3 protein-coding genes are annotated in these 2,457 nt (G+C 31.4%); all 3 read left to right on the top strand.

Annotated features, from left to right (window positions below; genetic code table 11):
• Positions 1-224 precede the first annotated feature (224 nt).
• The 3 genes from SLH33_RS12870 to SLH33_RS12860 all read left to right on the top strand — a co-directional run bounded on the left by SLH33_RS12870 (position 225) and on the right by SLH33_RS12860 (position 2,321).
• Positions 225-692, top strand: coding sequence for a DinB family protein (locus SLH33_RS12870; protein ID WP_272856472.1), 468 nt, complete (start codon positions 225-227; stop codon positions 690-692).
• A 192-nt stretch (positions 693-884) separates the two neighbouring features.
• Positions 885-1,565 (top strand): hypothetical protein, encoded by a 681-nt coding sequence (locus SLH33_RS12865; RefSeq protein WP_320419524.1) that lies wholly within the window; start codon positions 885-887, stop codon positions 1,563-1,565.
• A gap of 177 nt (positions 1,566-1,742) precedes the next feature.
• Entirely contained in the window at positions 1,743-2,321 is a 579-nt protein-coding gene (locus SLH33_RS12860) for an SMI1/KNR4 family protein (protein WP_044627742.1), read from the top strand.
• Positions 2,322-2,457 lie beyond the last annotated feature (136 nt).

The following is a 2,457-nucleotide window of genomic DNA, read 5'->3' as shown; positions in this document are numbered from 1 at the left end:
TTTTGCCTTGCATACCTCAAAATACAAAAAATTACTACTTTTACATAATTGTGCAACAGACACAACGTGTATAGCTCATTGCTTCTGAATTTCCTATCGGAAATTCCTCGCAAATGTACTATCTTGGTTTCTTAATCTGAAAATCCTCGCGGATTTTCACCGCAACAAACCATACACAAATACGTTGGCTGTAATGTAAAACGACATTCCCGAAAACAAAGAAAATGACCCAATCTGAACTTATAATTTTAAATTTTACAGAAATAAGAAGAAGAAGTATAAAACTTTGGAATGGACTACCTGAGAAATATTATAATTGGAAACCTGACGAAAAAGCAATGAGTGCGTCAGAAATGATAAGACACGTTTTGGAGGCTGATTATGGATGGAATCTTATTATTAATCAAGGTGATATGACAAATTATAAAACACCTTGGGAAAACCGAGCATTTATTAGCCTTACTGATGAACTTGAATTTGCCGAACCTTATAGAAAAACATTTATAGAAAGTATTGAACATTTTTCGGATAAGGAATTAAACGAAACCGAAATCGTTCACCCTGGAAATGGAGACAAGAAAATCCTTGCAAAATATTTGTTACGGATTGGATATCACGAATCAGTTCACGCAGGACAATTTCTGTCGTATTTAAGAGCAATGAAAATTGATAGACCAAACATATGGGATTGAAAAAACACTACAGCCAACAATGTATAACCGCAATTACGGCGGATTCGACTACGTCCGAATCCACTCGGAATTGCTAACGTTAGTGATTAACCGAAAATTAACGCATATTAACCCGTAACTGACGGTTATACGAGACCGTTGTACATAATGCTGAAAAACGTCATTTTCATATCGATATTTCTAACTTCAATTTTGAGTTATTCTCAAAACATTAAGTCTATAACCGAATTTAAAAAAGTTGGAGATAGCTTAACCAAAAACAGACTGACTGAATTCGACAAATCTGGAAACTTAATCAGAGAAGTTAATTATGGCAGATATGATTCGAGATTAAAAACGTTCAGAAACAAAATACGAACGTTTGAATATAAAAATGGACAACGGATTTCTGAATACTTTTGTGAAGATTTTGTTGCCAAAGACACTTGTGTTCTTCGTTCGTTCTCGACATTTGAATTTGACAAAGACAGCGGAATTGAAAAGCAGACAAAATATGAGTCTGACTCATTAATTCGTTTTATAAAGCAAACGAAAAAGCAAAAACGAGTAAAAACATCCAAAACTCACTCTTGGGAATTTATGCCAGTTGAAGAACCGAATTACGTAAAGGCTTTGGTTTTAACAGACACAATTTTCTTTGACAAAAAGAACCGAAAAATAAAGCGTGTGAGTTACAACAGTCGTGAGAAAAGACCAGTAATTGAACTTTATGATTACTCAAAAAAAGCATATACATATCAAACGAAAGGCACTTATCGAGATACAATACTAACTTTTAACTACAGTAAATTGCAAAAGTTAGCGGACAAAAAATCATTAGATTATATTTTCCAAAATGAGGAACAGTTTGAATACGAAATTGAATATTATTAAAAAGCACTATGTACAACAATGCATAACCGCAATTACGGCGGATTCGACTACGTCCGAATCCACTCGGAATTGCTAACGCTAGTTCTTAACCGAAAATTATTAACTTTAATCCCGTAACTGACGGTTATACGAGACCGTTAGCTGCAAACACAAAAACTACCTCAAATATAAAATGATATGAAATTCTTTAATTTCTTTAAACTAAAAACAAAAATAGAGGAAGTTCAAATAAGCAAAGACTCTAAATTACCACATTCTGATGTTGCAAAAAATCGAATAGATAAAATAGAATTTAACTCAACTACAGAACTTATTGAAATATTAAATTTTATTAAAAATAATGATGTGTTTTGTGGAATTGAATTAAGCGAACCAGCAACAGATAATGATATTAAATTCTTTGAAACTGAAAAAAAATTAAAATTACCAAAAGACTTTAAGACTTTATACAAGTTTTGTAATGGATTTGAAACTGATGAAGATTTATTCAGACTTATACCTCTTAATGAAATTATAGATAATGGAAAAGACGATTATTGTATAAGTGATTCTTCATTTCATTTTACTGAATATATGATATATTCTGATATGTGGACAGTTGAAATTAACCCAGCCAATATTGACAATTATAAAATTTATAACAAGGCAAATGATATTGTATACTTAACAAGTTCACTTACTGAATTTTTATGCGTATTCTTAAATAAAGGAATTTATGATGGACTTTATGAATGGAGAGAAAAACAAAATGAATAAAATAGTCAGCAGCTAACAATGGTAACCGTTGCACAAGTGTGTAAAAACCAAAAATATTGGATTAAAACAAGCCTTTTTAGGGCTTGTTTTTTTATAGATGACTAAATGATGGTCTAAATTTAGAAGGCTTTATTCT

Source organism: Tenacibaculum sp. IB213877 (assembly GCF_034043975.1).
Classification (GTDB): domain Bacteria; phylum Bacteroidota; class Bacteroidia; order Flavobacteriales; family Flavobacteriaceae; genus Polaribacter.
The sequence above is the reverse complement of the archived record's forward strand: the minus strand, read 5'-3'. Positions and strand labels throughout refer to the sequence as shown.

Excerpts from the sequence above, each read along its gene's own strand:
- SLH33_RS12870 (WP_272856472.1), top strand. The coding sequence starts at position 225 with ATGACCCAATCTGAACTTATAATTTTAAATTTTACAGAAATAAGAAGA.
- SLH33_RS12860 (WP_044627742.1), top strand. The coding sequence starts at position 1,743 with ATGAAATTCTTTAATTTCTTTAAACTAAAAACAAAAATAGAGGAAGTT.